Origin of the sequence: Streptomyces sp. NPDC059477 (genome assembly GCF_042749375.1) — a bacterium.
In the GTDB taxonomy this organism is placed as follows: domain Bacteria; phylum Actinomycetota; class Actinomycetes; order Streptomycetales; family Streptomycetaceae; genus Streptomyces.
Genome location: NZ_JBHYUG010000097.1, coordinates 1 through 23,878, shown reverse-complemented (window position 1 = coordinate 23,878; position 23,878 = coordinate 1). Strand labels below are relative to the sequence as shown.

General features: G+C 75.6%; 7 protein-coding genes and 3 pseudogenes. 6 read left to right on the top strand and 4 right to left on the bottom strand.

Annotated elements, in window-relative coordinates; all coding sequences use genetic code 11:
• Positions 1-6: 6 nt before the first annotated feature.
• The 6 genes and pseudogenes from ACFXAZ_RS32735 to ACFXAZ_RS32710 form a co-directional block, all read left to right on the top strand.
• Positions 7-768 (top strand): annotated as a pseudogene (locus ACFXAZ_RS32735) (acyltransferase domain-containing protein); the annotation flags it as partial.
• 198 nt (positions 769-966) lie between these two features.
• A pseudogene (locus tag ACFXAZ_RS32730) lies at positions 967-1,920 on the top strand (beta-ketoacyl reductase); the annotation flags it as partial.
• A gap of 120 nt (positions 1,921-2,040) precedes the next feature.
• Positions 2,041-2,667, top strand: coding sequence for a beta-ketoacyl reductase (locus ACFXAZ_RS32725; RefSeq protein WP_384598530.1), 627 nt, complete (start codon positions 2,041-2,043; stop codon positions 2,665-2,667).
• Between the two features lie 28 nt (positions 2,668-2,695).
• Positions 2,696-11,344: a type I polyketide synthase gene (locus ACFXAZ_RS32720; RefSeq protein ID WP_384598522.1), complete on the top strand. Its 8,649-nt coding sequence runs from the start codon at positions 2,696-2,698 to the stop codon at positions 11,342-11,344.
• 72 nt (positions 11,345-11,416) lie between these two features.
• Positions 11,417-15,385, top strand: a pseudogene (locus ACFXAZ_RS32715) (type I polyketide synthase); the annotation flags it as partial.
• A gap of 178 nt (positions 15,386-15,563) precedes the next feature.
• Positions 15,564-16,718 carry an LLM class flavin-dependent oxidoreductase gene (locus ACFXAZ_RS32710; protein ID WP_384598520.1) on the top strand — a complete coding sequence of 385 codons (1,155 nt, stop codon included), beginning with the start codon at positions 15,564-15,566 and terminating at the stop codon, positions 16,716-16,718.
• On the opposite strand, the gene ACFXAZ_RS32705 is transcribed toward ACFXAZ_RS32710, so the two are convergent.
• From ACFXAZ_RS32705 to ACFXAZ_RS32690, 4 genes are all read right to left on the bottom strand, one after another.
• Positions 16,692-19,574, bottom strand: a complete 2,883-nt coding sequence (locus ACFXAZ_RS32705) for an AAA family ATPase (RefSeq protein WP_384598518.1) — start codon at positions 19,572-19,574, stop codon at positions 16,692-16,694. The two genes, ACFXAZ_RS32710 and ACFXAZ_RS32705, sit on opposite strands and share 27 nt — an antisense overlap.
• A 78-nt stretch (positions 19,575-19,652) precedes the next feature.
• Positions 19,653-20,495, bottom strand: a complete 843-nt coding sequence (locus ACFXAZ_RS32700; protein ID WP_384598515.1) for a thioesterase II family protein — start codon at positions 20,493-20,495, stop codon at positions 19,653-19,655.
• Positions 20,492-22,912 carry a dipeptide ABC transporter ATP-binding protein gene (locus tag ACFXAZ_RS32695; RefSeq protein WP_384598513.1) on the bottom strand — a complete coding sequence of 807 codons (2,421 nt, stop codon included), beginning with the start codon at positions 22,910-22,912 and terminating at the stop codon, positions 20,492-20,494. The genes ACFXAZ_RS32700 and ACFXAZ_RS32695 overlap by 4 nt, the downstream gene beginning before the upstream one ends.
• On the bottom strand, positions 22,909-23,878 hold a 970-nt coding region (locus ACFXAZ_RS32690), incomplete at its 5' end, for an ABC transporter permease (protein ID WP_384598511.1). The genes ACFXAZ_RS32695 and ACFXAZ_RS32690, both read right to left, overlap by 4 nt.

Here is a 23,878-nt window from a genome sequence, read left to right as displayed (position 1 = left end):
GTTTTGATGTTCAGACACCTGTTGGTGGTGGTTTGTAGAGGTGTGTGGTTCCGGGGGGTGTCCGTTCGGACCCCGGCTCGAACCGGCTCCGGGGGCCGCCGGACCAGCCGGCTCCGTACGAGTCACGCCTTCCACTCCCCGCTGATGGACCCGATGACGGACGAACTGGCCCTGATCGCCGACGGCCTCACGCACCGGCCACCCCGCATCCCCCTGCTCAGCGCCCTCGACGGCACCCTCTTCACCCCGGACCGGCCGATCCCGCCCGACCACTGGGTGGCCCACGCGCGCGGCACGGTCCGGTTCCTGGACGTCGTACGGCGGCTGGAGGCGGACGGGGTCACCACCTACCTCGAACTGGGCCCCGACGCGGTCCTCACCGCCCTCGCCCAGGAGGGACTCAAGGGCAGCCCCGCCGAGGACACACCCCCGCCCGCCCTCGCCGCGTCCCTGCGCCGGGGCCACCCCGAGCCGGAGACCCTGCTCACCGCCCTCGGCGCGATCCACGCCCGGGGCGCCGGGGTCGACTGGGCAGCGGTCATCGGCCGCTCGGGACCCAGCCGGGTGGAGCTGCCCACGTACGCCTTCCAGCGGCAGCGCCACTGGTACCAGGAGCCCGAGCGCCCCACCCCCACGGCCGCGCCCGACGGACCCTTCTGGGAACTGGTGGAGCGTCAGGAAGCGACCTCCCTCGCCACCGCGCTCGGCCTCACCGGGACCGATCAGCGCGCGGCCCTGGACGCCGTACTCCCCGCCCTCGCCGCATGGCACACGGAACGCGGGCGCACGGCCGAGATCGACAGCTGGCGCCACCGGGTCGGGTGGCAGCCCGTACCCGACCCGCCGACGCGCGCCACCGGGGGCCGCTGGCTTCTGCTGCTGCCGGAGCGGACGGGGCCGTACGACGCCTGGGGCCCCCTGCTGGCGCGGGCCCTCGCCGACTCGGGTGTCGGCGTCGAGCGGGTCGTGGTGCCGCCGGACCAGCTCGACCGCGTGTCTCTGACAGGGCTCCTTGCGAAGGCCACCGCCGCGCCGGTGACCGGGGTGCTCTCCCTGCTGGCGCTCCCGCAGGACCCGGCCCCGGGAACGTCCGGCCTCGCCACCACCACCGCCCTCATCCAGGCGTGGGAGACCACGGGCGGTGCCGCCCCGCTGTGGACGCTCACCCACGGGGCCGTGACCACCGGCACCGACGACCGGCAGTCCCTCGACCCCACCGCCGCCCTGGTGTGGGGACTCGGCGTCGTCGCCGCCACCGAGACTCCCGGCTGGGGCGGTGTCCTCGACCTGCCCGAGCGGGCCGACGCCACCGCCGCCGCACAGGTCGTACACGCCGTGACCGGCCGGCACCGGGAGGCCGAGCTGGCCCTGCGCCCGCAAGGACTGCTCGCCCGCAGACTGGTCCCCGCCCGCGCCGACCGGCCCACCGCCGACTGGCGGCCCACCGGCACGGTCCTGATCACCGGCGGTACCGGCGCCCTCGCCCGGCACACCGCCCGGTGGCTGGCCCGCAAGGGCGCCGCCCGGCTGCTCCTGCTCAGCAGACGCGGCGCCGAGGCACCCGGCGCGGACGCCCTGCGCGACGAACTGACCGCCCTCGGCGCCCAGGTCACCTTCGCGGCCTGCGATGTCGCCGACCGGGCGGCACTCGCCCAGGTCATCGACTCCGTGCCCCCCGAGCACCCGCTGACCGCCGTCGTGCACACCGCCGCCGTCCTCGACGACGCACCGCTCGACGCGCTCACCCCCGAGCGGCTCGACCGGGTCCTGCGGGTCAAGGCGACGGGCGCCCGCCACCTCGACGACCTCACCCGGCACCTCGACCTGACCGCCTTCGTGCTCTTCTCCTCCGTGACCGGCGTCCTCGGCACCCCCGGACAGGCCAACTACGCCCCCGGCAACGCCTACCTGGACGCCCTCGCCCACCAGCGGCGGGCCGCCGGTCTTGCGGCCACCTCCGTCTCCTGGGGGCTGTGGGCGGGGGAGGGCATCGCCGGGGACGAGGGCGCACGGCAGCTCGCGCGGCGCGGACTGCTGCCGATGGCGCCCGAACTCGCCGTCCGCGCGCTGGAACAGGCCCTCGACCAGGACGAGACCCACCTCGTGGTGTGCCATGGCGACTGGGCGGCGCTGGCCGCCCTGCGGTCCCATCCGCTCCTCGAAGCCCTGGTCCCGGGCGCACCGGAGGCCGCGTCCGGCACGGGCCCCGATTCCGGCGATGGATCGACCGGGCCCACCGGACCGACGGGGCTCGCGGCCGAACTGGCGGCGGCACGCGGCGAACACGACCGGCGGCGGCTGCTGCTCCGGTTCGTCCGGACGCAGGTCGCCGAGGTGCAGGGCGGCCGGGCCGTCGACTCCGTGGACGTCCACCGGGGGTTCAAGGAGCAGGGCTTCGACTCCCTCACCACCGTCGAACTGCGCAACCGGCTGAACCGGCACACGGGCCTTGGCCTGCCCACCACCGTCGTCTTCGACCATCCCACGCCACGAGCGCTCGCCGACCTGCTGTACGAGCGGCTCACCGGGCCCGACCCGGCGGCACCGCCGGACAACGCCACCGTCGACGTACCGGGGACGACGGACCAGGACGTCTCCGGCACGCTCTCCGCCGCCACCGACGACGAACTCATGGACTTCATCGGCAAGGAACTCGGCATCTCCTGAGCCGGCAACGCGCACGAAGGGTGGATTCATGAACGACAGCCGCATGCGGCACCTCCTGGAACGGGTCACCGCCGAACTGCACACGACCCGCAGGAAGCTGCGCGAGGCCGAGGAGAGCGACCGGGAGCCCATCGCCGTCGTCGGGATGGGCTGCCACTTCCCGGGCGGTATCGATTCCCCCGAGGAGCTGTGGCAACTGCTCGCCGAGGGCGGCGAGGTGGTGGGCGACTTCCCGGACGACCGGGGGTGGGACCTGGCCACGCTGTTCGCCGGAGAGTCGGCAGAGGCCGCTGACGCCGGGGAGCCCGGGGGACCGGTCACGCCCGCCTCCCGCCCCGGCACCTCCACCACCCGCCATGGCGCCTTCCTCGCCGACCCCGGCGCCTTCGACGCCGACTTCTTCGGTATCTCGCCGCGTGAGGCGCTGGCCCTGGACCCCCAGCAGCGGCTGCTGCTGGAGACGGCCTGGGAGACCTTCGAACGCGCGGGCATCCGGCCCGACAGCCTGCGCGGCAGCGGCACGGGCGTGTTCGTCGGCACCAACGGCAACGACTACGCCCCGCCGCCCGGAGGTGTCCCCGAGGACCTGGAGGGCTACATCCTGGCGGGCAACGCGGCGAGCGTCGCCTCCGGCCGGATCTCCTACACCTTCGGTTTGGAGGGCCCCGCCGTCACCGTCGACACGGCCTGCTCGGCGTCATCGGTCGCCGTGCATCTGGCCGTACGGTCACTGCGCTCGGGGGAGTGCGATCTCGCGCTGGCGGGCGGGGTGACGGTGATGTCCACGCCGTCCACCTTCGTGGAGTTCTCCCGGCAGCAGGGGCTGTCCCCGGACGGCCGCTGCAAGGCGTTCGCCGGGGCCGCCGACGGGACCGGCTGGTCCGAGGGCGTCGGACTGCTGCTCGTCGAACGGCTCTCGGACGCCCGGCGCCACGGGCACCGGGTGCTGGCCGTCATCAGGGGCACCGCCGCCAACCAGGACGGCGCCTCGCACGGCCTGACCGCCCCCAACGGCACCGCGCAGCAGCGCGTCATCCGCCAGGCCCTCGCCGACGCCGGGCTCACGGCCGCGCAGGTCGACGCGGTCGAGGCGCACGGCACCGGGACCACCCTCGGCGACCCCATCGAGGCCCAGGCGCTGCTCGCGACGTACGGCCGGGAGCGGGCGCCGGAGCGTCCGTTGTGGCTCGGGTCGGTGAAATCCAACATCGCGCACACGCAGGCCGCCGCCGGAGTCGCCGGGATCATCAAGATGGTCCTGGCCATGCGGCACGGCGTCCTCCCGAAGACCCTGCACGTCGACACGCCCTCCCCGCACGTCGACTGGGCGTCCGGCGCGGTTTCCCTGCTGACCGAGCACCGGCCCTGGCCCGAGACGGGCCGGCCCCGCCGGGCCGGAGTGTCCGCGTTCGGCATGAGCGGCACCAACACCCACATCGTCCTGGAACAGGCACCCGAGGACGCGCCCGAGACCGAGGACACGCCTCAGGGGCCGACCGTGAGCCTCCCGGCGAATGACACCGACACCGACACCGGCCCCCGGCCTCTCCCCCTCCTCCTCTCCGCCCGCACCGCCCCCGCCCTCACCGCCCAGGCCGCCGCCCTGGCCACCCACCTGCGCTCCCACCCCGACACCCCCCTCCCGGCCCTCGCCCACGAACTGGCCCGGGGCCGGGCCGCCCTGGAGGAACGCGCGGTCGTCGTCGGCGCCGACCCGCACACCCTGCTCGCCGGACTCGACGCCCTCGCGGCGGACGAGCCCGCGCCCGGCGTCGTACGAGGAAGCGCCGGACCCGACCCCCGTACCGTGTTCGTCTTCCCCGGGCAGGGCTCGCAGTGGCCCGGCATGGCCCGCGAACTGCTGCACACCTCGGACGTGTTCGCGGCGAGCGTCGCCGAATGCGCCGACGCCCTGGAGCCGTTCACCGACTGGTCCCTGACGGAGGTGCTGCTCGGCGCCGAAGGGGCTCCCGGGCACGACCGGGTGGACGTCGTGCAGCCCGCGCTGTGGGCGGTGATGGTGTCCCTCGCCCGGCTCTGGGAGTCGTACGAGGTACGGCCGGACGCCGTGGTCGGGCACAGTCAGGGCGAGATCGCCGCCGCGTACGTCGCCGGGGCCCTGTCGCTGGAGGACGCGGCCCGCGTGGTGGCGCTGCGCAGCCGGGCCCTCGGGGCGCTGTCGGGCGGTGGCGGCATGGTGTCGCTGGCGCTGCCCCTGGACCGGGCCACCGAGACGATCGCCGCCTGGGGGGACCGGATCGCCGTGGCCACGGTGAACGGCCCGTCCGCCGTCGTCGTCGCGGGCGAGCCCACCGCCCTCGCCGAACTCGTCGCCGCCTGCGAACGGGACGGCGTCCGCGCCCGTGCGATCGCCGTGGACTACGCCTCGCACACCCCCCAGGTCGAACGGATCCGCGAGCACCTGCTGACCGCGCTCGCCCCGGTCGCCCCGAAGCCCGCGCGCGTGCCCGTGCTGTCGACCGTCACCGGCGACTGGCTCGACACCACCCGCATGGACGCCGACTACTGGTACACGAACCTCCGGCAGACCGTCCTGTTCGAACCGGCGATCCGCAAGCTGGTCGCCGAGGGCCATGACCTCTTCGTCGAGTCCAGCCCGCACCCGGTGCTGACCACCGCCGTGCAGGAGACCGCCGAAGCGGTGGACGCCGGACCGGTGACGGTCACCGGGACCCTGCGCCGCGACGACGGCGGACCGGCACGGCTGCTCACCTCCGTGGCCCGGGCGCAGATCCACGGAGTGCCGGTGGACTGGAGCCCGGCACTGGGCGACGCACGGCAACCCGGCGTCACCGGCCTGCCCACCTACCGCTTCCAGCGGCGCCCCTACTGGCTCGCGCCGGCCACCAAACCGGCGGACGCCACCGACCTCGGACTGCGCCCCGCCGGGCACCCCCTGCTCGGCGCGGCCCTGCGCCCCGCCACCGGCGACGGCCTGCTCCTCACCGGCCGCCTCTCCGCCAAGTCCGAGCCCTGGCTCGCCGACCACACCGTGCACGAGCGGATCGTCGTCCCCGGAACCGCCCTGCTGGAACTGGCGGTCCGCGCCGCCGACGAGATCGGCGCGGACACCGTGGACGAACTGGTGATCGAGACCCCGCTCACCCTGCCCGCGACCGGCGCCGTCCAGATCCAGCTCGCCGTGACCGCCCCCGGCGCCGACGGCCGTCACGCCCTGACCCTCCACTCGCGCCCGCAGGACAGCGCCGACGCCACCGATGCCCCCGACGGCACCGACTGGACCCGCCACGCCACCGGCTACCTCACCCACACCACACCCTCACCCCAGCTCGCGGACCCGCCGGGCGCCTGGCCCCCGCCGCAGGCCATCCCCGTGCCCCTGGACGGCCTCTACGACCGTCTCGCCGAATCCGGTGTCGTCTACGGGCCGCGTTTCCAGGGCGTGCGCTCCGCCTGGCGGCGCGGGCCGGAGACCTTCGCCGAGGTCACGCTCGGCGACGAGGAGCGCGCGGCGGCGGGGGAGTTCGGACTGCACCCGGCGCTGCTCGACGCGGCCTTCCACGCCTGTGCCCTCACCACCGAGACGCCCGAGGAGCCGGGCCGGGCCCTGATGCCGTTCGCGTGGCGCGGCGTACGCCTGCACGCCTCCGGCGCGACGACCCTGCGGGTCCGCCTCACCCCCACCGCCGACGGCGGCCTCTCCCTGGACGCCCACGACACGGCCGGAACCCCCGTCGTCTCCGTGGCCGCACTCTCCTACCGGCCGCTCCCGGCGGCGCAGTTCGCCCCCGGGACCGCCGCCCTGCCCCTGTACCGCCCCGGCTGGCAGCCGCTCCCGCTGCCCGACGGCCCCCCCACCGGCACGCCCGTCTTCCTCGGGGACACCGGCCCGGCGGAACTCACCGACGGACGCGACCTTCCGGACACGGTCTGGTACGAGGTCCCGTCCTCGCCCGCCGCCACAGCGGACGTACCGGCGCTCGCGCGGGCCACGCTCGACCGCGTCCTCACCCTCGTCCAGGACTGGCTCGCCCGCCCCGAACTGGACGCCGTACGGCTGGCGGTACTCACCAGGGGAGCCGTGTCCGTCGACAAAGAGGCACCCGATCTGACGACGGCCGCCGTCTGGGGTCTGCTGCGTGCCGCGCAGTCCGAACATCCGGGCCGGTTGCTGCTGGTGGACACGGACGGGACCGACGCGTCCCGTGACCTGCTCGACGCGACGGCGACGGCGGCGGCCACGGAGCCGCAACTGGCCCTCCGGGGCGGCGCCGCCTTCGTACCGCGCCTCGCCCCGGCCACCCTCACTCCGGACCGGCCAGTCGCGGCACCCGGCGGCACCGTCCTGGTGACCGGCGGCCTCGGCCTGCTCGGCCGACTGATCGCCCGGCACCTCGTCACCGAGCACGGCGTACGCCACCTGCTGCTCACCGGCAGGCGGGGCGGGCGCACACCCGGCGCAGAGGAGTTCGCCGCCGAACTCACCGGCCTGGGTGCCACCGTCACCCTCGCCGCCGCCGACGCGGCCGACCGGGACGCCCTGCGGACCGTCCTGGACGCCATCCCGGCCGACCGCCCGCTGACCGCCGTCGTCCACGCGGCCGGCACCCTGGACGACGGCGTGTTCGCCGCCCAGTCCGCCGCCCGCCTGGACACCGTGCTGCGCCCCAAGGCCGACGCCGCCTGGAACCTGCACGAACTCACCCGGGACACCGGCCTCACCGCGTTCGTCGTGTTCTCCTCGGCCGCGGGCGTCCTGGGCGTGCCCGGACAGGCGAACTACGCCGCCGCCAACACCTTCCTCGACGCCCTGGCGGCCCACCGCCGCGCACACGGCCTGCCCGCCACCTCCCTCGCCTGGGGGCTGTGGGACGAGAGCAGCGAACTGACCGGCCATCTCGACCGCGCCGACCATCGGCGCAACGCCCGCCACGGCACCCGTCCGCTCACCACCCCCGAGGGCCTCGCCCTGTTCGACACGGCCACCACGGCGAACGATCCGCTGCTCGTCCCGCTCGCCCTGCGCCACGGCGCCGACCCCGTCCAGCTCCCGGCGGTCCTGCGGGATCTCGTCCGCACCCGGCGGCCCGTCGCCCGGACGGCGTCCACCGCGTCCCAGGAATCCGGCACCTCCTCCCTCGCCGCACGGCTGCGCGCCCTCGAACCGGCGGCGCGCGAAGAGCACCTGGCCGCGCTGGTGCGGGCCGAGGCGGCGACCGTCCTCGGGCGGGACGACCGTACGGGCATCGCCGCCGACCGGGCCTTCAAGGACCTCGGATTCGACTCGCTGACCTCCGTGGAACTGCGCAACCGGCTCGGCACGGCCAGCGGCCTGCGTCTGTCACCCACGCTGGTCTTCGACCACCCCACCCCCAAGGCGCTGGCCCGCTTCCTGCTCGCCGAGATCGTCGGGGAGGGCGGAGGAGAGACAACGGGCGCGGACTCGCCCGCGCCGGTGACCCCGGCCCTCGACGTCGACCCCATCGTCGTCGTGGGGATGAGCTGCCGGCTGCCCGGCTCGGTCGGCTCGCCCGACGACCTCTGGGACCTGGTCGCCACCGGCACCGACGCCATCACGCCCTGGCCCACCGACCGGGGCTGGGACACCGAGTCCCTCTACGACGCCGACCCCGACCGCCCCGGCCGGACCTACACCCAGCACGGCGGATTCCTGCACGACGCCGCCGACTTCGACGCCGACTTCTTCGGGATCTCCCCGCGCGAGGCCCTCGCCACCGACCCGCAGCAGCGGCTGCTGCTGGAGACGTCCTGGGAGGCGTTCGAACGGGCCGGGATCGACCCCGCCGCCCTGCGCGGCAGCAACACGGGCGTGTTCGTCGGGGTCATGTACAACGACTACGCCTCCCGCCTGCACGAACTCCCGCCCGAGCTGGAGGGCTACCTCCACAACGGCAGCGCGGCCAGCGTGGCCTCGGGGCGCGTCTCGTACACGTACGGCTTCGAGGGCCCGGCGGTGACCGTCGACACCGCGTGCTCCTCCTCCCTGGTGGCGCTGCATCTGGCGGTGCGGGCGCTGCGCGGCGGCGAGTGCGATCTGGCGCTCGCGGGCGGGGTGGCCGTGATGGCCTCGCCGTCCGGGATGGTCGCCACCTCCCGGCACCGCGCCTTCGCCCTCGACGGGCGGGTCAAGGCGTACGCCGCCGGGGCGGACGGCACCAGCTGGGCCGAGGGCGCGGGGCTGCTCCTGGTGGAACGGCTCTCGGACGCGCGGCGGCTGGGGCATCACGTGCTCGCCGTGGTGCGGGGCACGGCCGTCAACCAGGACGGCGCCTCCAACGGCCTGACCGCGCCCAGCGGCAGCGCCCAGCAGCGGGTCATCCGCCAGGCGCTCGCCGACGCGGGCCTGTCCGCGCGGGACGTCGACGCCGTGGAGGGACACGGCACCGGAACCACCCTCGGCGACCCCATCGAGGCACGGGCACTCGTCGCCGCCTATGGCCATGACCGGCCCGCCGACCGGCCGCTGTGGCTCGGTTCCCTCAAATCCAACATCGGGCACACCCAGGCCGCCGCCGGAGTCGCCGGGATCATCAAGATGGTCCAGGCCATGCGGCACGGTGTCCTGCCGAGGACCCTGCACGTCGACGCGCCCGCCCGCGATGTCGACTGGGCCTCCGGCGGCGTAAGGCTGCTGACGGAACAGCGGGCGTGGGAGGCGGCGGACGGACGGCCGCTGCGTGCCGGTGTCTCGTCGTTCGGGGTGAGCGGCACCAACGCCCACGTCATCCTCGAACGCCCCGCCGACGCCGAGACACCCCCACCCGCCTCGTCGAACGGCACCCGCACCCCCTTGCCCTGGGTCCTCTCCGCCCGCACCCCCACCGCCCTCGCGGGTCAGGCCGAACGGCTCCTCACCCTGCTGGACGAGGGGACGGGGACAGGGGACACCGGCGCCGACATCGCGCACGCGCTGCGCTCCGACCGTTCGCCCTTCGACCACCGCGCGGTGGTGATCGCCGCCGGCCGCGAGGCCGCCGCCGAGGGCCTCGCCGCTCTGGTACGCGGCGAACCGGCCGGGAACCTCGTACGGGGAACCGCCGCCGAAGGCACCCGGACGGTGTTCGTGTTCCCCGGGCACGGCTCGCAGTGGGCCGGGATGGCCCAAGGGCTGCTGGACTCCTCCCCGGTGTTCGCGGTGCGCGTCGAGGACTGCGCGCGGGCGCTGGCACCCCACCTCGACTGGTCGCTCCTCGATGTCCTGCGCGAGCGGCCCGGGGCGCCCTCACTCGACCGTGTGGACGTGGCGCAGCCCGCGCTGTGGGCGGTGCTCGTCGCCCTCGCCGCCCAGTGGGAGGCGTACGGGGTCCACCCGGACGCGGTGGTCGGGCACAGCCAGGGAGAGGTTGCCGCCGCGACGGTCGCCGGGATCCTGACGCTGGAGGACGCGGCACGGATCGTCGTCGAGCGCAGCCGGATCCTCGCCGGACTGGTCGGCAAGGGCGGCATGGTCTCGCTGGCGCTGCCGCTCGCCGAGGTGGAGGAGCGCATCGCGGCCTGGCCGGGACGGCTCTCGGTGGCGACGGTCAACGGCCCGTCCGCCGCTGTGGTCGCGGGCGACGACACCGCCCTGGACGAACTCCTCGCCCTGTGCGCCGAGCGCGGCGAACGCGCCCGGCGGATCCGGGCGGCCACGGTCGCGGGCCACTCCCCGGTGATCGACGAGGCGAGGACCGAACTCCTCGAACGGCTCGCCTTCGTCACCCCGCACCCGGGCCACCTCCCCCTCCACTCCACGGTCACGGCCGCCCTCGCCGACCCGGCCGACCTGGACGGGACCTACTGGTACCGCAACATCCGCCAGACCGTGCGCTTCGCGCCCGTCGTCCAGGACCTGGTGGCCGCGGGGCGGACCGTCTTCATCGAGGTCAGCCCGCACCCCGTACTGACCGCGAGCATCCAGGACACCGTCGACGCGGCGAACGCCCCGGACACCACCGTGACGGAGACCCTGCGGCGCGACCACGGCGGCCTCGACCGCTTCCTCGCCTCGGCCGCCGCGGTGCACGCGAGCGGGGTACCGGTCGACTGGTCCCCGGCCTTCGCGGGACTGCGCCCGCGCCGGGTGGAGCTGCCGACGTACGCGTTCCAGCGGCGCCGCTTCTGGCTCGACGCCGGGGCGCCGACGGCTCGCGTGGGCGACACCGCCGTCCACCTCGGCGACGACGGCGAAGCGACGACGGTCACCCTGACGTCCCGGCTCGCCGCCCTCGCGCCCGCCGAGCGCGCGGCGGAGCTGACCGACCTCGTGCGCCGCCAGACCGCCGAGGTGCTGGGCCACGACGGCATCGAGGACGTGGGCGCCGACCGGCAGTTCAAGGAACTCGGCCTGGAGTCGCTGACCGCAGTCGATCTGCGCAACCGGCTCGCCGACGCCCTCGGCCACCGGCTCCCCGCCACCTTGGTCTTCGACCATCCGACCCCCACGGCGGTCGCCGCCCATCTCGCCACCCTGCTGCCCACCACGGCCACCCCGGCCGACCACGCCCCGGCCCGCGGCGACGCGCTCGCCCTGCTGGAGCGGATCACCCCCGACGACCCCGAGGGGCCCGAACTGGCCGCCAGGCTGCGCGCCCTGGCCGCCCGCTGGGCCGACCTCCCGCACCCCGCCGACGATCTCGACCTGGACGCGGCGACCGACGACGAACTCTTCGAGCTGATGGACAGCGAGGCGTGATGCACGACGGACGGGCGTACGGAACCGGCGAGCGTGGCACCGAGGAGGCCGGCCGTGGCCGATGAGGACAAGCTCCGGCAGTACCTCAAGCGCGCCCTCGGCGAGAGCCGGGAGGCCCGGCGCCGCCTGGACCAGGTGGAAGCCGCCCGGCGCGAGCCCATCGCCGTCATCGGCATGGGCTGCCGGCTGCCCGGCGGCATCACCTCGCCCGACGGCCTGTGGGACCTGGTCGCGGCGGGCGGCGACGCCATCGGCCCCTGGCCCGACGACCGGGGCTGGGACCTCGACGCCCTCTACGACCCCGACCCGGACCGGCCCGGCACCAGCTACGCCCGGCACGGCGGATTCCTCTACGACGCCGCCGACTTCGACGCGGAGTTCTTCGGGATCTCCCCGCGCGAGGCGCTCGCCATGGACCCGCAGCAGCGGCTGCTGCTGGAAACCTCGTGGGAGGCGTTCGAACGGGCCGGCATCGACCCCGCGAGCCTGCGCTCCAGCGCCACCGGCGTGTACGTCGGGCTGGCCGGACAGGACTACCACTCCCGCCTCGACCGGATCCCCGCCGAACTGGAGGGCCACCTGGGCATCGGCAATCTCGCCAGCGTGGCCTCCGGACGGCTCTCGTACACGTACGGCTTCGAGGGCCCGGCGGTGACCGTCGACACCGCGTGCTCCTCCTCCCTGGTGGCGCTGCATCTGGCGGTGCGGGCGCTGCGCGGCGGCGAGTGCGATCTCGCGCTCGCGGGCGGGGCCACCGTCATGTCGACGCCCGCCGGGTTCGTGGCCTTCTCCCGCCAGCGCGGACTGTCCCCGGACGGCCGCTGCCGTGCCTTCGCCGCGGGCGCGGACGGCACGGGCTGGGCGGAGGGGGCGGGGCTGCTGCTGGTGGAACGGCTCTCGGACGCGCGGCGGCTGGGACATCCCGTGCTCGCCGTGGTGCGCGGTACGGCGGTCAATCAGGACGGCGCCTCCAACGGTCTTACGGCCCCCAACGGCCCCGCCCAGCAGCGGGTCATCCGCCGGGCCCTGGCCGACGCGGGCCTGTCGGCGCGGGACGTCGACCTGGTGGAGGGGCACGGCACGGGCACCACCCTGGGCGACCCCATCGAGATCCAGGCCCTCCAAGAGGTCTACGGCGACCAGCGCCCCGCCGACCGGCCGCTGTGGCTCGGCTCCCTCAAGTCCAACATCGGGCACACGGCGGCGGCGGCCGGGGTCGCGGGCGTCATCAAGGCGGTGCAGGCCCTGCGCCACGGCGTCCTGCCCCGGTCCCTGCACGTGGACGCCCCCACACCCCATGTCGAGTGGCCGGACGGCGGCGTCCGTCTGCTCACCGAGGCCCGGCCCTGGCCGGACGGCGAAGGGCCCCGCCGGGCCGGTGTCTCCGCGTTCGGCGTGAGCGGCACCAACGCGCACGTGATCCTGGAGCAGCCACCGCGGGACGACGCCGAGGAAGCCCCGGGGTCCGGCGATCGCCCCTCCGCCGTCCTGCCCTGGCCGCTGTCCGCCCGCTCGCCACAGGCCCTGCGCGACCAGGCCGCCCACCTCGCCCGGCACCTCCAGGACCACCCGGAGGCCGAGCCCCTGGACGTGGCCTGGTCCCTGGCCACCCGGCGGGCCACCCACCCGCACCGCGCGGTCGTCGTGGCGGCCGACCGCGACGAAGCCCTGCGCGCCCTGCACGCGGTGGCGGACGGACCCGCACCGAGCGGCACATCCGGCGGCCGTACGGCGTTCCTGTTCACCGGACAGGGCAGCCAGCGGGCGGGCATGGGACGGGAGCTGTACGAGCGGTTCCCCGCCTACGCCCGCGCCTTCGACGCCGTCACCGCCGAACTCGACCGCCACCGCGCACCCCATCTGACCCACCCGGTGCGTACGGCGGTCCTGTCCGACGGGCACGGCGATCTGCTCGACCGCACGGAGTACGCCCAGCCCGCCCTCTTCGCCGTGGAGATCGCCCTGTTGCGGCTCCTGGAGTCCTGGGGGACACGGCCCGATGTGGTCGCCGGGCACTCCATCGGCGGGCTGGCCGCCGCCCACGCGGCCGGTGTGCTCACCCTGCCCGACGCGGCCCGGCTGGTGACCGAGCGCGGACGGCTGATGCAGGCACTGCCGCCGGGCGGCGCGATGGCGGCCGTGGAGGCGACCGAGGAAGAGATCGAGGAGGAGATCGCCGGGGCGCTGCGGGACAGTGCGGGGGCGGTGTCGATCGCCGCCGTCAACGGGCCCCGCGCGGTCGTCCTGTCCGGCGACGAGGAACCCGTCCTCGCCCTCGCCGCCGGCCTCAGGGCCCGGGGCCGCCGCACCGCCCGGCTGCGGGTCGGCCACGCCTTCCACTCCTCGCGCATGGACGGCATGCTCGACGACTTCCGCCGCACGGCCAAGGCCGTCCACTACCACCCGCCCGCCCTCCCGGTGGTCTCCGACCTGACCGGCACCCAGGTGGGTGAAAGGGAGCTGGGGTCCGCCGACTACTGGGCCGAGCATGCCCGCGGTGCCGTGCGATTCCTGGATGTGGTGCGGGAGTTGCGCGCGATGGGCGTGACGCGGTTCGTGGAGGTGGGACCGGACGCGGTGCTCACGGCGATGGCCGGGGACATCCTGAATGCCGATGATTCCGCTGGCGGCGTCCGGGCCGCTGTGCTCGCCCCCGTCCTGCGCAAGGGCCGCCCCGAGGCCGCGACCCTGCTCACGGCGCTGGGCCGGCTCCACGCCGACGGTCTGCCCGTCGACTGGTCGGCCGCCTTCGAAGGGCTCGACCCGCACCCGGCCGACCTCCCCACCTACGCCTTCCAGCGGCGCCGGCACTGGCTCGACGCCACCGTGGGCCGCAGCACCACCGACGCCCCGGCACTGCCCGCCCCCACGACAGCCGACCCCGGCCCCGGCTGGGCCGAGCGCCACGCCCGGCTCACCGGCCCCGCCCTGGACGCCGCCCTGCTGGATCTCGTACGGACACAGGCGGCGGGGGTGCTCGGGTACGCGGCGGTGGACTCGGTGAGCGCGGGACGGCCGTTCGTCGAGGCCGGGCTCGACTCGCTGTCCGCCGTGGAGCTGCGGGCCAGGCTGGCGGCCACTACCGGGCTGTCCCTCGCCGGGGCCCTCACCATCCGGTTCCCGACCCCGCAGGACCTCGCCGGTCACCTGGGCGAACTGCTGCGGGAACGGCCGGAGACGGCACGCCGGGAAGGACCGCTCACGGACCTCTACCTGCGGCTGTGCGCGGCGCAGGAGATCACCGCCGCCACCGAGGTGATCGTGGCCTCCGCCCGGCTGCGGGACACCTTCGCCGCGGCGGACAGCGCCCGGCACGCCGTCGAACCGGTCGTCCTGGCCCGGGGCGACGCCCCGACTCCGCTGATCTGCTTCCCGGCGCTGACCGCCCTGTCCGGTCCGCACGAGTACGCCCGTTTCGGGCAGGCCCTCGACGGGCGCCGGGACGTCCGGGCCGTACCGGCGCCCGGATACGCGCCCGACAGCGCGGTGCCGGACACGGCGGACACCTTCGTCGCGATGCAGGCGGACTCGGTCCAGCGGCTCGCCGGGGGGCGGCCGTTCGCGCTGCTCGGCCGGTCCCTGGGCGGCTGTGTCGCCCACGCCGTGACGGCCGAGCTGGAACGCCGGGGGACACCCCCGGCGGGCCTCGCGATGGTCGACACGTACCCGATGGACACGGCGGCCCTGCCGGGCATGGAGTGGTGGATGCCCGCGATGATCAACGGCATGGTCGCCCGCTTCGACGCGTTCGAGCTGGGACTGAACGACAACGGGCTGACGACGATGGGGAGTTACCTGCGCACCTTCGGCCCCTGGGAGCCCCGGCCGGTCACCACCCCGACCCTGCTCCTGCGGGCCACCGACCCGCTGCCCGGCACGCCCGACGGCCTCCCCGCCGAGGACACCCGCGCCTTCTGGCGCCTCCCGCACACCACCGCCGACGTGCCCGGCGACCACTTCTCCGTCCTGGAGGAGCACTCGGCGACCACGGCGGCGGCGGTGGAGGAGTGGCTGAACGCCGTGGACCGGCCGGTCGGCTGAACCCCGGTCGGCCGGTCCGCCGCCGACGCGGTGGCGCCCGGTCCGGACCGTCGACCGACCCAGGACCGTGCCCTCCCCGTCCCCGACCCCTCCCCTGACCCGAACTCACCCCCGTACCCGTACTCACCCCCGTACCCGTACCCGCACCTGTACTCGCGCCTCAAGGAATGAGCCCATCATGACCGCGTCCCACCCCCTCCATCTCGCCGTGGCCCTGGACGCCACCGGCTGGCACCCCGCGTCCGGCGCCCCCGACGGCGACCCCTACGGGCTGGCCCACTGGGCCGGACTCGTCGAGGAGGCCGAACGCGGGCTGCTCGACTTCGTGACGCTGGAGGACCCGCCGAAGCGCCCGGCGGACGGCAGCGCCGTCGGACACCGGCTGGACGCGCTGCTCGTCGCCGCCGCGCTCGCCGCCCGCACCGAGCACATCGGGCTGGTGCCGACCGGGGTGCTCGACCAGGTCCAGCCGACCCGCATCGCACGGGCCATCGCCACGCTCGACCAGCTGACCGGCGGCCGGGCCGGCTGGCGTACGCAGGTGACCCCGGCCCGCCCGATCGTGCTCGCGGAGCTGTTCACGCCCGAGGTGCAGCGGCCGATGGCCGAACTCTTCGAACGCGCCGCCGATCTGGTCCGGGTCGTGCGCGCCCTGTGGGACGGCGTGGACGACGAGAAGGAGCTGCGGGCGCTCGCACCCGGCCGGTTCGCCCCGGCCGACCCCGACCCGCACGGCAGCTTCACCACGATCGAGCCCCTCGGCGGGACGGCCGGTGACTGGCTCACCATCGACTCACCGGCCCTCGCCCCGCGCTCCCCACAGGGCCACCCGCTGGTCTTCACCCTCGCCCACATCAGCCTGCCCTACCGCTACGGGGCCCGCTCCGCCGATGTGGTGTCCGTGACCCCGCACAGCGCCGAGGAGGCGCGGGCGACCGTCGAGGAGATCCGGGGCGCGCAGGCCGCCGCCGGGCGCGCGGAGGAGACCGTGCACGTCTTCGCCGACCTCGTGGTCTTCCTCGACGCCACCCCGGGCGAGGCCGCCGCCCGCAAAGCGCGCCTGGACGAGGCGCACGGCAGCGAGTTCACCTCCGACGCGCACATCGTCACGGGCACTCCCGGTGAACTCGCCGAGCTGCTCCTGGAGTGGCAGCGGGCCGGGCTCTTTGGGTTCCGGCTGCGGCCCGGCGAGCTGCCCCACGACCTGACCGCCGTCACCCGCGAGCTGGTGCCGGAACTCCAGGCCAGGGGAGTGTTCCGCAAGGCCTACGAGGCTGGCACCCTGCGCGGGCTGCTCGGACTGCCGCTACGGGCGGCCCCCGACACGCTCTGACGCGGGCGCCTGACGCACCCCCTCCGCCGGCGCCTGCCGCTCGGGTCCGCCGTCCACCGCCGCCAGCAGTGACAGCGGCAGATCCGACCGTCCCTTCACCCGGAGCTTGCGATAGGTGTGCGTCAGATGCTGCTCCACCGTGCTGACCGTGATGAACAGCTTCTCGGCGATCTCCCGGTTGGACAGCCCGGCGACCGCCAGCGACGCCACCTGGGCCTCCGAACTGCTCAGCACCCCGACCCGGCCGCTGCCGCCGCCCCGCTCCGGACGCGCGGGCGGCGCCTCCCGGGCCGCCAGCCGCCGCGACAGCGGGGCCAGACCCTGGTCCTCGGCGATGTCCAGGGCCTGCCGGGCCACCATCCGGGCCCGGCCGCTCTGCCCCGCCCGGGTGTGCACCTCGCTCAGATCGGCCAGCACCCGGGCCAGTTCCAGCCGGTCCCCGGCCGCGTCCAACAGATCGGCGGACTCCCGCAGCAGGGTCGCCCGGCGCCGGGAATCGGCCACCGACGCGGCCGTGTGCAGGGCCATGCCCCGCGCCCGGGGCTGGGTCACCGGCACCATCGCGAGCTGTTCCACGGCCAGCCGCCGGGCCTCCTCCGTCCGGCCCAGGCGCAGCAGCGCCGTCACCGCGTCGCCGCGCCACGGCACGAACGCCGGCAGGTCGATGTCCCACTCCCGCATCAGCCGCCCGCACCGGGTCAGATCGTCCAGCGCGCCGTGCAGCAGATTCACCGACAGCCGCCACCGGCCGCGCGCGTGCAGATACTGCACCCCGAACCGGGTCTGGAACAGCTGCTCCGGCAGCGCCGCCACCGGCGGCCCGCCCGCCTCCGCCCGGCCCGTCGCCGCGGCGGCCAGCTCCAGCGTGGCCAGCGGCGAGCCGATCAGCGCCCCCCAGCCGCGCAGCGACAGCAGCCCCAGCGCCTGCCGGGCGCACCCCTCCGCGAGCAGGACATCACCCTGGCGCATCGCCACCTCGGCCCGCAGCGCCGCGAACAGCGCCTGCCAGGTGGGGACATCGCGGGCGGCGGCCTCCCCGACCAGCCGGTCGCACCAGGGCGCCGCGAGATCGGCCCGGTCGGCGTACACCAGCACCGACAGCGCCTGATGGACGGCCGGGAAGCTGCCGTCGTCCAGCGCGGTCGTCTGCAACGCCAGTTCGGCGCTGCGCACGGCGTCCGGGCCGGGGCCCGAGCGCAGCAGCCGGTTCAGCACGCCGGACATCCGCGGCGGTGCCCCCTCGGCGCCCCGCACCAGCGACCGGCGGGGCGGCCGGGGCCGGGCGGCGGGCCGCGGGAGCAGCGCCGGATGCGAGGCGTACAGCCCTTGCCGTACGGCCTGGTACTCGGCCGTGACCCGGGCGTCCAGCGCGTCCATGGACCGTTCGAGGCGGCCCAGGGCGAGGGCGATCTCGTCGCTGCCGCCGGTCCACAGCAGCCGGCCGAGGAGCGTCACGATCTGGCAGCCCGACAGCCGGCCCTCGCGCAGCGCCGCGATCAGCGGGCGCAGCCGCCGGCAGGCCGTGTCGGGGTCGGTGCGGTAGTCGACCAGGCTGCGCAGCACGGTCACCGTCACCCGCCGGTCCTCGTCACCCGCCGCCGCCTCGGCCACGTCCAGGCACGCCTCGGCGAACGACGTGTCGTCCCGGCGCAGCGCCTCCCGCGCGGCCTCCAGGGCCACCGGGAACGCCCACGGCTCCTCGCTGTGCCGGGCCGCCGCCAGATGCACGGCGACGGTCGACGCGGGCTCCCCGGCGGCGTGCAGCAGCCGGGCCGCGTCCCGGTGCAGCAGCGCCCGTTCGGCGGCCGGCATCCCGGCCAGCACGGCGGCGCGGGCGACCGGATGCCGGTAGCGGCCCTCGTCCAGGACACCGCAGCCGTCCAGCACGGCCAGGGCCCGCTCGACCAGGTGGTGCGGGCGGCCCGTCAGCCGGGCCAGGTGGCGTGCCGAACCCGAGGCGTCCAGCACCGCGAGCGCGCGGGCCGTGTCCCGGTGCTGCTCCCCGGCCCGCCGGACACAGGCGTCCACCGCCCGGCCGTACTCCTCGCCCACGGACGGTTCCACCAGGCCGGGCCCGGCCGGTGGCGGGAGCCCGGCCGTACGGTCGTGGTGGTCCTCGGCGAGGGCGCGCAGCAGCAGCGGGTTGCCGCCGCTGAGCCGGTGCCAGGACGCGCCCGCGAGATACGGACCGATCAGCTCCGTGAGGAGTTCCCGGGTGCCCGCCGGGGTCAGGGGGCGGACCCGGAGCCGGGTGACATGCGGCTGGCGCACCAGCGAGGTCCGCCAGGACAGCTCCGTGGTGCTGGTGCCCGACGCGGTGTCCCGTTCGGCCACCACCAGCAGCAGCCGCGTGGTGCGCAGCAGCCGTCCCACATAGGTGAGGGTGTCCAGGGAGGCCGCGTCGGCGAAGTGCAGATCGTCGACGATCACCACCACGGGCGTCCGCTCCGCAAGGGCGCGCAGCAACTGCCAGTGCACCTGGCTGACCTGCGCCGGGATCGGGCTGTGGGTGAGCAGGTCCGCGTCGCACGGCGCGATGACCGGGCCCGGCTCGTACGGGCGCAGGGCCCGCTCCCGGTCGGCGGGGGAGAAGTGCTGGTGCCGGAAGATCTGGCCCATCACGCCGAGTTCGACCCCGGACTCGGAACAACGGGCCGTGGCGTGCAGCACGACGGCTCCGGCCGCCGCCGCGTGCTCGCCCAGGACATGGAGGAGTTCCGTCTTCCCGCCGGCGACCGGTCCGCTGAGCGCCGCCACGCCGCCTCTGCCCTGGAGACAGTCCGCCAGCAGCTCTCGCAGTCGCCTCACCTGAATCTCGCGTTCCACCAAGACCACAGCAGGCTCCCCATCCGACATCTCGCGGTGGCGTCGTACATGGCGCGGACATCGGCGCTGACATCCGCGTCGGGCAGGTACAGAGCAGAGGGCCGGGTTTCAGTCGCCCCTCGGAGCGGTCGGTCCTCCGGTCGCGGTCGGTTCTCCGGTCGCGGTCGGCCCTCCGGCCGCAGTCGGCCTTCCGGCCGTGGTCGGCAGCAACCGGGAGCGGATCACCGCGGCGATCCGCTCCGGCTGTTCGGCGAGGAAGAAGTGACCGCCGTCGAAGCTCAGTACCTCGGTCGTGCCGTCGGTGTGCCCCTCCCAGGCGCGGGCCTCCCGCGCCGTCACCTTCGCGTCCCCGGTGCCCACCAGGACGGTGACCGGGGCCGTGATCCGCGGGCCGGGGCCGTGGCGGTAGGTCTCGATGGCCCGGTAGTCGCCGCGCAGCGCGGGCAGGACCAGGGCGCGCATCTCGGGGTCGGCCAGCAGCTCCGGCGGGGTGCCGCCCTGCCGGACGATCTCGGCCACCAGTTCCCCGTCCCCGGCGAGATGCAGCCGCTCGCCGTCGCGCACGGTGGACGGCGCCCGCCGCCCCGACGCGAACAGCGCGACCGGCCCCGCACCCGTGCGGGCGCCCAGCCGCCGGGCCGTCTCGTAGGCCACCACCGCGCCCATGCTGTGCCCGAAGAACGCGGGCGGTGTCCCCCAGGAGGGCTCCAGCACCCCGGCGATCGCGTCCGCCAGCGGCGCGATCTCGGTGAACAGCGGCTCGTCCCGGCGCTCCAGCCGCCCCGGGTACTGCACCGCCAGCACCTCCACCCGAGGGTGCAGCAGTTCGGAGAGCCGGCGGTAGAACCCGGCCGAGCCGCCCGCGTGCGGGAAGCACACCAGACGGGGGGCCCGCCCCGCGCCGGGGTGGAAGCGCCGGATCCAGCGGTCGGTGTCGAGGTTGGTCGTCATGCCCGCGATTCTCGTCCTTCCTGGGTCCGCTCGGGCCGGGGAAGCGAGGTCAACAGCTCCCGGGTGTACGGATGCCGGGGGTTCGCGAAGATCTGTGCGACCGGCCCGGACTCGACCAGGCGCCCATCTTTCATCACCACGACCCGGTCGCTGACGTGGTGCACGACGCCCAGGTCGTGCGAGATGAACAACAGCGCCACGCCCAGCTCCCGCTGGAGGTCCGCCAGCAGATCGAGCACCTGGGCCTGGATCGAGACGTCCAGCGCCGACACCGGCTCGTCGCACACGATCAGCCGGGGCCCGGTGGCCAGCGCCCGCGCGATGGCCACCCGCTGGCGCTGCCCGCCGGACAGCTCCAGCGGACGCCGCTCCTCCAGCGCCGCCGACAGCCCGACCTGCCCGAGCAGTTCGGTCACCCGCGCGGCACGGGCCCGGCCGCGCGGCACCCCCGCCCGCGCCACGGCCTCGGCCAGGATCCGCCGCACATCGTGCCGGGGATCGAACGAGCCGAGCGGATCCTGATGCACCACCTGGAGCCGCGAACGCCGCGCCCGGCGCTCCCGCTCCGGCAGCCCGCTCCACGCCTCCCCCTCGAACCGCACGACCCCCTCGTCCGGCTCCACCAGCCCCAGCACCATCCGAGCCGTGGTCGTCTTCCCCGACCCCGACTCACCCACCAGCCCGAGCGTCTCCCCGGCCATGATCCGGAACGACACGTCCTCGACGGCGCTGTAGACCCCCCCGTCCGCCGACCGGAAGGTCTTGGAGACGCCCCGCACGTCCAACAGGGGTTCGTGCTGGGCGCCTTGCCCGGGTTCGGCGAGGGCGCCGTGAGGATCCTGATGGGCGGATGTGTCCGGGGTGGACGCGGAGGTTCGGGCGGGCGAGGGGATGTGGGCGGAAGCAGGGGTTGGGGCGGACGACGGGGTTCGGGGCCGCGTCGCGCTCCGGAGGGACGCGTCGCCGCCCTTGCGGGGCGCGGGTACGCGGGAGGGGGCCGGGCCGTTGTCCGGCGCGGGGGCGTCGGGCGGCGTGGTGGGCCTGGCGGCCGGTGACGGGTCGTCCGGAGACTCCGTGCGCGGCGAGGGCGTGCCGGACAGTGGCGCGGGGGCGCCCGTCGACGGTATGCCGGACAGGCCGTCCGCCGAAGGTTCGTCGGAGACGCCGTCGCCGTGGCCCGGCGCGGGGCTGTCGGTAGGTGCGGTTGCCTTGTCCGACGTGGGCCGGCCGGACCGGACCGCCCGCTGGTCCGGCGACGGCTCGCCCGAAGGGCCCGTACCCCTGCCTGACGAAGGTGCGTCGAGCGGAGCCGAGGCGCCACCCCGCGAGAGCACCTCGCCCGAAGGGGCCGTACCCCGGTCCGGCGAAGGCGTGTCGAGCGGAGCCGAAACCCCACCCCCCGAGAGCACCCCGGCACCCCACACCCCAGGGACGGACACCCCCGGGGATCTCCCGTCCGGATACCAGCACAACGTCAGATGCCCGCCCGTGTCCGCCGTCGCCGCAGGCAGCCGCGTGCGGCAGCGATCGTCGGATGACGGGCAGCGCGCGGCGTACGGGCAGCCGTCGGGGCCCGCCGCCGCCTGACCCGGCGGGGCCGGGACGGACAGCGGGCCGCCCTTGGAGGCGAAGGTGGGGACGGCCGCCAGCAGGGCCCTGGTGTACGGGTGCCGGGGATCCTTCAGGACGTCCTGGGCGGGCCCCTGCTCGACGAGCAGCCCGCCGTACATCACCGCCACCCGGTCCGCGAGCCGCGCCACCACCGCGAGGTCGTGGCTGATCAGCAGCACGGCCGTGCCGTCGCCCACCAGGCGGCCCAGCAGGTCCAGGATCTGGGCCTGCACGGTCACGTCCAGCGCGGTCGTCGGCTCGTCGGCCACCAGCAGTTCCGGCGCCCCGGACAGCGCGGACGCGATCAGCGCCCGCTGCCGCAGCCCGCCCGACAGCTGATGCGGACGCTCGGCCGCCCGGCGCGCGGGATCGGGGATCCCTGCGTCCGACAGCAGCGCCAGCGTCCGCTCGCGCGCCTCGGCGCCCCGCGCCAGACGGTGCGTGGCCAGCGTCTCGCGGATCTCGGCGCCCACCGTCCGCAACGGGTCCAGCGAGACCAGCGCGTCCTGGAGCACCAGCCCGATCCGGCGGCCCCGGATGCCACGCCACTCCCGCTCGGACAGGGCCGTCAGATCGACGCCGTCGAAAACCAGCCGCCGGGCCGCGACCCGGGCCCGCGCGCCGGTCAGCCCGAGCAGCGTGCGGGCCGTGACGCTCTTGCCCGACCCCGACTCGCCGACCACGGCGAGGCATTCGCCCCGGCGCAGGGTGAAGGACACATCCCGTACGGCACGGACCGGCTCGCCGCGCCCGAAGGAGACGTCGAGGCCCTCCACGCTCAGCAGCGGCGACTCGGTGACGCTCATCGGGCGGACCTCCGGGTGAAACGCTGCTGGACATGGCGGCCGACGACATTCACGGCGATGACGGTCACGGTGACGGCGGCACCCGGGAACACCCCGATCCACCACGCCGTCTGGAGGAAGTCCCGCCCGGCGGAGAGCAGCGCCCCCCACTCCGGCGAGGGCGCGGCCGGACCGAGCCCGAGGAAGCTCAGCCCGGACGCCGAGATCAGCGCCGTACCGAACCCGACGGTCGCCAGGGTCAGCAGTGGTGCGAGCGCGTTCGGCAGCACATGCCGCAGCACGATCGACCGCCGCGGCAGCCCCAGCGCCACCGCCGACTCCACATACCCGGAACGCCGCACCACCATGGCCTCCGCCCGCACCAGCCGGGCGTACCCGGGAACGAAGGCGATACCGATCGCGGTCATCACATTGACGGTGCCCGCGCCCAGCACGGTCACGATCAGCAGGGCCAGCAGCAGCGCGGGCAGCGCCAGCAGGATGTCCGCCAGCCGCATCAGCACCTGGTCGGCGATCCGCCCGCCCAGCGCCGCGGCCAGCCCGAACGCCGCGCCCAGCACGACCGAGATCACCGTGGACCCGAAGCCCAGCAGCAGCGACGGCCGGGCGCCGTACAGGATCCTGGTGTACAGGTCACGGCCCAGTTGGTCGGTGCCCAGCCAGTACTCGGCGCCGGGGCCGCGCAGCGCGGCCGGCGGGTCGGTCGCGGTGGGCGAGACGCCGGTGAACAGGCCCGGCGCGACCGCCACCAGCACGACGAGCAGCAGCAGCGCGCCCGCGAGCAGGACACTGACCGGCGGTGGGGGGGGGCCGCCGCGCGCGGGGGGGGGTCCTGGGGGGGGCGCCTGGTGGTGCGGGGTGGGGGGGGGGGTGGGGCGCGGGCGCGGCGGGGCGCGGCGTGGGTGGGTGGGGGGGCCGTACGGGCTGGCGGGCGGCCGGTCCGTGTGCCGGGCGGACCCCGCTGAG

Coding starts and splice junctions, on each gene's coding strand:
- ACFXAZ_RS32725 (WP_384598530.1), top strand. CDS start 2,041: ATGGCGCCCGAACTCGCCGTCCGCGCGCTGGAACAGGCCCTCGACCAG.
- ACFXAZ_RS32720 (WP_384598522.1), top strand. CDS start 2,696: ATGAACGACAGCCGCATGCGGCACCTCCTGGAACGGGTCACCGCCGAA.
- ACFXAZ_RS32710 (WP_384598520.1), top strand. CDS start 15,564: ATGACCGCGTCCCACCCCCTCCATCTCGCCGTGGCCCTGGACGCCACC.
- ACFXAZ_RS32705 (WP_384598518.1), bottom strand. CDS start 19,574: ATGTCGGATGGGGAGCCTGCTGTGGTCTTGGTGGAACGCGAGATTCAG.
- ACFXAZ_RS32700 (WP_384598515.1), bottom strand. CDS start 20,495: ATGACGACCAACCTCGACACCGACCGCTGGATCCGGCGCTTCCACCCC.
- ACFXAZ_RS32695 (WP_384598513.1), bottom strand. CDS start 22,912: ATGAGCGTCACCGAGTCGCCGCTGCTGAGCGTGGAGGGCCTCGACGTC.